Source organism: Streptomyces cupreus, from assembly GCF_014257025.1.
GTDB classification, from domain to species: Bacteria; Actinomycetota; Actinomycetes; order Streptomycetales; family Streptomycetaceae; genus Streptomyces; species Streptomyces cupreus.
In genome coordinates, this window is the sequence record NZ_JACMSF010000130.1 from 1 (window position 1) to 5481 (window position 5481).

The 5481-nt window shown below is 69.4% G+C and carries 7 protein-coding genes and 1 pseudogene; 6 read left to right on the forward strand and 2 right to left on the reverse strand.

The features are described from left to right. The coding region (locus tag H4N64_RS43635) for an LLM class flavin-dependent oxidoreductase (protein WP_186288179.1) at window positions 1-266 on the reverse strand (266 nt) is incomplete at its 3' end. Window positions 267-753: 487 nt separating this feature from the next. On the opposite strand from H4N64_RS43635, the gene H4N64_RS43640 reads away from it, so the two are divergent. From H4N64_RS43640 to H4N64_RS43650, 3 genes are all read left to right on the forward strand, one after another. Beyond that, window positions 754-1653 (forward strand): amino acid ABC transporter permease, encoded by a 900-nt coding sequence (locus H4N64_RS43640; protein ID WP_186288180.1) that lies wholly within the window; start codon window positions 754-756, stop codon window positions 1651-1653. Window positions 1654-1879: 226 nt separating this feature from the next. Next, window positions 1880-2410: a winged helix-turn-helix domain-containing protein gene (locus tag H4N64_RS43645; protein WP_186288181.1), complete on the forward strand. Its 531-nt coding sequence runs from the start codon at window positions 1880-1882 to the stop codon at window positions 2408-2410. Between the two features lie 13 nt (window positions 2411-2423). Beyond that, window positions 2424-3644, forward strand: a complete 1221-nt coding sequence (locus tag H4N64_RS43650; protein ID WP_186288182.1) for an acyl-CoA dehydrogenase family protein — start codon at window positions 2424-2426, stop codon at window positions 3642-3644. Between the two features lie 21 nt (window positions 3645-3665). Here H4N64_RS43650 and H4N64_RS43655 read toward each other — a convergent pair whose 3' ends face one another. Continuing rightward, window positions 3666-3833, reverse strand: coding sequence for a hypothetical protein (locus tag H4N64_RS43655; protein ID WP_186288183.1), 168 nt, complete (start codon window positions 3831-3833; stop codon window positions 3666-3668). 168 nt (window positions 3834-4001) lie between these two features. Here H4N64_RS43655 and H4N64_RS46660 point away from each other — a divergent pair, with 168 nt between their 5' ends. The 3 genes and pseudogenes from H4N64_RS46660 to H4N64_RS43665 form a co-directional block, all read left to right on the forward strand. Beyond that, window positions 4002-4103 (forward strand): putative leader peptide, encoded by a 102-nt coding sequence (locus H4N64_RS46660; protein ID WP_336246978.1) that lies wholly within the window; start codon window positions 4002-4004, stop codon window positions 4101-4103. A gap of 113 nt (window positions 4104-4216) precedes the next feature. Beyond that, window positions 4217-5323 carry an aliphatic sulfonate ABC transporter substrate-binding protein gene (locus H4N64_RS43660; protein ID WP_186288184.1) on the forward strand — a complete coding sequence of 369 codons (1107 nt, stop codon included), beginning with the start codon at window positions 4217-4219 and terminating at the stop codon, window positions 5321-5323. Between the two features lie 32 nt (window positions 5324-5355). Beyond that, window positions 5356-5481, forward strand: a pseudogene (locus H4N64_RS43665) (ABC transporter ATP-binding protein); the annotation flags it as partial.

Here is a 5481-nt window from a genome sequence, read left to right on the forward strand (position 1 = left end):
GTCTTGGCGGCGAAGGTGGGGTACGAGACGTTGGGCCGGTGGGCGAGCAGGATCTGCAGCCGCTCCAGCCTGCTCGCGATGTACGCGGCGGCGGGGGCGGGGTCCGGTGAACCGGAGCCGTAGGCGAACAGCACGCGGTCCCAGCCGTGCTCCTCGTGGGCGCGGGCGAGCCGGAGTGTGTAGTCCTTGTCGAAGGCGGCGCCGGAGCGCGGGGTGGTTTCGGAACCGGCGTTGGTGGCGGCTATGCCGAGGAATTCCACGGGCATGGAAGGGGGGCCTTTCGGAGACGAGCGCACGCGGGCAGGAGCAAGTGCCCTGCGGCGCGGCATGGGTGACTGTCCGTCAGTGATGGCGGGGGTGACGACACCGGGCGTCGGAAGGAAAGACAGTGCTGCGGCAGCGCGCGTGCGAGGAGAGCTCGGCCCGCGACGGGGTCACCGAGGGAGGGAAGGGCCGGTCAGACGGCCCGCTGCCGCGTCAGGCGCAACACGCTGCGGACCACACCCGACCGAAGTCGATGTGGTCGCGTGAGACCAGGCGCGGCTGGAGGTTCATGCGAACCAATTGAGCAGGGCAACTTGCTGTTCGTCAAGCGGCGCCCGGATGGCGGACCACTTCGGCGGGCGGCGGCAGGCGTGGTTGACACGGCCTCGCCAGGGGCCCGTACGATCGCTTTCCTCGGCCGCGTTGAGGGACGCGGCGCGTGTGACGACGCCGGGCGGATCACTTCCATCTCCCCCGGAGAGCCTCCTGATGGTCACGCCTTCCGATGTCTCCCCTGCTCTCGCCGTACCGCCGTCGAAGGCGCCCGGCACCCCCGACGACGACCCGCGTATCGTTCCGCGCCGGCACCTCGGCCGCTGGGTGACGGCGGCCGCCGCGCTGCTGGTCTTCGCGATGGTGGTCAACTCCGTCGTCCGCAACCGGGCCTTCCAGTGGGATGTGGTGGCCCGGTACTTCACCACCGCCGCCGTGCTCGACGGGCTGCTGCTCACGCTGTGGCTGACCGGCGTGGTGATGGTGCTCGGGTTTCTGCTCGGCATCCCGCTGGCCGTGATGCGGCTGACCGCCAACCCGGTGCTGCGCACACTGAGTTGGGGCTATGTGTGGGTGTTCCGGTCAACCCCGCTGCTGGTGCAGCTGCTGTTCTGGTTCAACATCGGCGCCCTGTATCCGAGGCTCGGACTCGGCATCCCGTTCGGCCCGCAGTTCGTGTCGGTCCAGACGGTCAATCTGCTCGGCCCGACCCTCACCGCGGTCATCGGTCTGACCCTGCACGAGGCCGCCTACGCCGCCGAGGTGGTGCGCGGCGGCATCCTCTCGGTGGACGCCGGTCAGACCCAGGCCGCGCAGGCTCTCGGTATCGGCAGACTGCGCACGCTGCGCCGTGTCGTCATCCCGCAGGCGATGCGCTCCATCGTGCCGACGGCCGGGAACATGCTGATCGGCACGCTGAAGGGCACCAGCATCGTCAGCGTGCTGGCGGTGCACGACCTGCTGTACTCGGTGCAGTTGGTCTACAACCAGACGTACCAGGTCATCCCGCTGCTGATGGTCGCCACCCTCTGGTACATCGGCGTCACGACCGTGCTCAGCGTGGGGCAGTTCTACGTCGAGCGCCACTACTCGCGCGGCTCCGTGACGCTGCCCTGAGCAGCCTTCTCCACTTTTCCTACTGATTTACTAGGAAAGCATTGACGGGACCCGATCCCGTTGCGCAGGATGGTGACCATGCCCCACACGCAGCAACGACTCGTACGTCGTCGGCATGTCGACTTTGGTCACGTCGTCAGTGCCGCCTGCTGTCGCGCGTAAGGCACGCGTCCCAGCGTCGCCGCTCCGATCCTTCTCCCCTCCACTCCCCTGAAGGACGTACGCCATGACCACGGCACTTCCCACGACCCCCCTGCCTGATCTATCCGATGTGCGCCATCTGCGCCTGGTGGACGACATCCCGCAGGACACCGCCCCCGGTTCCCCGCCGCTCGTCGGCTATCTCGTCCTGGTGCCCGAGGGCACCGATCCCGCCGAGCTCTTCGCCCGAGCCGGAGTGCAGCCGGTGGCAACTCCCGTCCGGCGGACAGCAGACGACGACATCCGCATCGATCCCGCACGCCATGTGGCCGAGGTCGACGGACAGGAACTCGACCTCACCTACCTGGAGTTCGAGCTGCTGGCGCATCTCGTCCGCCACCCCCAGCACGTGCACACGCGCGAGCGGCTGATGGCCGAGATATGGGGCTACGACCATGTCGGCGACGGCCGCACCGTCGACGTCCACGTCGCTCGGCTGCGCCGCAAGCTCGGCAAGGCCCATCGGGACCGGATCGTCACCGTGCGCAGCGTGGGCTACAAGTACGTGCCCGGCCGGCAAGTCGGCTCCGACGCCGCGCTCCGCGGCCGACCTTGAGGAGAGCACCGCGATGGGCGTCGCCCCTGCCCCGTCCCGCCCCACCCCGCCGACCGGACCTGACCGAGCACACTGGCTGCGCGTCGCCCGGGAGACGGCGGACGACCTGGCCACCGACGCGGTGGCCAGGGAACATGCGGGCAAGGCGCCCTTCGACGAGGTGTCCCGGCTGCGCGAGGCGGGACTGCTGACGCTGCTGGTCCCGGCCGGGCTCGGGGGCGGCGGCGCAACCTGGCCGACGGCCTACGCCGTCGTACGGGAGATCGCCGCCGCCGACGGAGCCATCGGCCAACTGCTCGGCTGTCACTACGTGATGGCGTTCAGCGCCCGGCTCTTCGCCGAGCCGGCGCTCGCCGCACTGGTCGAGCAGCGGTCGGCGGCCGAGCAGTGGTGCTGGGGCGGTGGCATCGCCCGCCAGGAACCGCGGCTGACGCTGGTGAAGTCAGGAGACGGGTATGTGCTCGACGGCCGGCAGAGTTACACCACCGGTGTGCTGGTCGCCGACCGGCTGGCCGTACGAGCGGTGCGCGCCGACACCGGCGAACCGCTCGCCGTGGTCGCCGACCCCACCCGTGAGGGCGTACGGATCGACGACGACGCGGACCCGTTCGGCCAGCGGCTCGCCGCCGGTGGCAGCGTGGAGTTCGACGGCGTCCGGGTGGGCGCCGACGAGGTGCTCGGCTCCCTCTCCGTCGACGAGGATGTTCTGTCCCCAGCGGCCTCGCTTGCCTCGCCGCTGGGGCGGCTCGTCTCGGTCCAGCTCCGCCTGGGCCTCGCGGAAGGGGTGCTGGCCGAGGCCCGTGAGTACAGCAGGGCGGGCCACTCCCCCTGGCATCCGGAGTGGCCGGCCGGCTCACCCCGGGACCCCCGGACACTGACGGAGTACGGGGAGCTCACCGTCCTCACCCGCTCCGCGTCCGCCCTCGCCGCCGAGGCGCTGACGGCCCTGGACAGCGGACTGGAACGCGGAGCGGACCTCACCTACGACGAGTGCGCCGAGATCTCGGTCCTGGTGGCGGTCGCCGAGGCCGCCGCCTCCAGGGCCGCGCAGGAATCCGCGGCCCGCGCCCTGGACATCATCGGCGCCCGCTCCACGTCCTTACACCTCGGCCTCGACCGCTTCTGGCGCAACGCCCGCACCCACACGCTGTACGAGCCCGTGGCCCACCGCCTGCGCGATGTGGGGGACTACTTCCTCAACGGGGAGCACCCCCCGTTCACGCTGCCGGTCTGAGCAGCCCCCCGGGCGCCGCGGTCAGAAGGCGTGCAGTCCGTGGTGGGCCAGCACCCAGTGCACCGGCTGGTACCAGGACCGGTACTCGCTCATGTTCTTCAGGACGACGCCGTGGTTCGTGGTGATGGTCTCGCTCGGTGAGAGCACCGCGCCCCCGAGGTCACTGCTGACCGCACCGGCGCGCTTCACGGACTCCCCGTCGTTGGGGTGCCGCGCACCGGAGAATCGTTCGAGCCTCCATCCCAAATGGCAAGATCGAGTCGTCCAGCATGTGAGCACCCTATTGGGGTGGCGGCCGACTTCTGCCACGATCCATAGCAACCAGGTAGGAAAACTAGGAATCGATGGGGGCTGGCCATGGGACCGTTCGTCCGCGCAGCGCTTTCGCTGCCCCTGCTGACCTCCCGCCGCCACATCGACCTTCGTCGCACGTCGAGCGCCATCTGTCGGCCTGTCTGAGGCCGTTCGCCGGCCCGTCGGACCCCGCACCGCTCTCAGCAACACCCGCCCCTCCCCGGCGCGGGTGCGTGCCCGCGTACCCCTGAACCACCGAATCCTGAGAGGACACCTCCGTGTCTGCCGCAAGACCGCTCACCGCCCTGCGCACCCTCGCCGCCATAGCCGCGCTCCCCCTCCTGCTCACCGCCTGCGGTTACGGTTCGGACTCCGCCGACGACGACAAGCAGGCCCAGGTCGCGGCCGGCGCCGAGAAGCTCTCCGCCGACGAGGTGCGCATCGGCTACTTCCCGAACCTCACGCACGCCACGGCCCTGGTGGGCGTCGAGGAGGGCATCTTCCAGAAGGAACTCGGCGGCACCACGATCAAGTCCTCGACGTTCAACGCCGGGCCCTCCGAGATCGAGGCGCTCAACTCCGGTTCCATCGACATCGGCTGGATCGGCCCCTCCCCCGCCATCAACGGCTACACCAAGGCGGACGGCACGAACCTGCGGATCATCTCCGGCTCGGCCTCGGGTGGCGTGAAGCTCGTCGTCAACCCCGACAAGATCAAGTCCCTGAAGGACGTCAAGGGCAAGAAGATCGCCACCCCTCAGCTCGGCAACACGCAGGACGTGGCGTTCCTCAACTGGATCGCCGAGCAGGGCTGGACGGTCGACGCGCAGAGCGGCAAGGGTGACGTCTCCGTCGTCCGCACCGACAACAAGGTGACCCCGGACGCCTACAAGTCCGGCTCCATCGACGGCGCCTGGGTACCGGAGCCGACCGCGTCCAAGCTGGTCGCCGAGGGCGGCAAGGTACTGCTGGACGAGGCCGACCTGTGGCCCGACAAGAAGTTCGTGATCACGAACATCATCGTGTCCCAGAAGTTCCTCAAGGAGCACCCGGACGTCGTCGAAGCCGTACTGCGCGGCTCGGTGAAGACCAACGCGTGGATCAACGCCAACCCGGACAAGGCCAAGGCGTCCGCCAACAAGGCCCTGGAGCAGGAGTCCGGCAAGGCGCTGCCCGCCGAGGTCATCGACCCGGCCTGGAAGTCGATCACCTTCCTCGACGACCCGCTGGCCTCGACCCTCAACACCGAGGCCGAGCACGCGGTGCAGGCCGGTCTGCTCGAACAGCCCGACCTCGACGGCATCTACGACCTCGCGCCCCTGAACAAGGTCCTCAAGGCCGAGGGCAAGGACGAGGTCGACGACGCCGGTCTCGGCGTCAAGTAGCGGACTCGCAGGATTCCCAGGAGGTGACGACCATGGCCACCACGATCGCCAAGGCCGGCGGCACGGATACGTCGTTCGAGCACGCCGCGCGCATCGACCACATATCGAAGTCCTTCGCCGGCCCCGCAGGACAGCAGCTCGTCCTCGACGACATCACC

What these genes read in the sequence shown, in the direction of transcription:
- H4N64_RS43650 (WP_186288182.1), top strand. Translation starts at nt 2,424, where the DNA reads ATGGGCGTCGCCCCTGCCCCGTCCCGCCCCACCCCGCCGACCGGACCT.
- H4N64_RS46660 (WP_336246978.1), top strand. Translation starts at nt 4,002, where the DNA reads ATGGGACCGTTCGTCCGCGCAGCGCTTTCGCTGCCCCTGCTGACCTCC.
- H4N64_RS43645 (WP_186288181.1), top strand. Translation starts at nt 1,880, where the DNA reads ATGACCACGGCACTTCCCACGACCCCCCTGCCTGATCTATCCGATGTG.
- H4N64_RS43640 (WP_186288180.1), top strand. Translation starts at nt 754, where the DNA reads ATGGTCACGCCTTCCGATGTCTCCCCTGCTCTCGCCGTACCGCCGTCG.